The organism is Cohnella baijiui (assembly GCF_020731285.1).
Lineage (GTDB): Bacteria > Bacillota > Bacilli > Paenibacillales > Paenibacillaceae > Cohnella.
Genome location: NZ_JAJFOW010000200.1, coordinates 1 through 315, shown reverse-complemented (window position 1 = coordinate 315; position 315 = coordinate 1). Strand labels below are relative to the sequence as shown.

Below are 315 nucleotides of genomic sequence, written 5' to 3'. Positions count from 1 at the left end.
AACGCCCAGGCCGCTACGGCAAAAGCCGTAGTCGTAAAAACGAGCAAAAATGAAGTAGGCTGCCCTCCCATATAATTGCCGAACAATAGGCTCGCTCCAATTACAAGCACGGCTGTCTGCAGCCACAAAATCAGAAACATACCAAGGAATTTCCCGGCAAATACCTGCCACATGCCAAACGGAGCTGAGCGGAACCTCTCAAGCATCCCCAGCTCTTTTTCTTCAGCCAATGAGCGGCTGCCTCGAATCCCGAGAAAGCTAACAAATACGACGGCTAACGCCGCAGTAAAGTATTCCGGAAAGCGTACCTGCGGA

The 315-nt window shown here is 51.4% G+C and carries 1 protein-coding gene; it reads right to left on the bottom strand.

The genetic code is table 11. The features are described from left to right. Positions 1–315, bottom strand: a 315-nt coding sequence (locus LKX83_RS32310; RefSeq protein ID WP_227887361.1) for an ABC transporter permease, incomplete at both ends; no start/stop codon positions are given.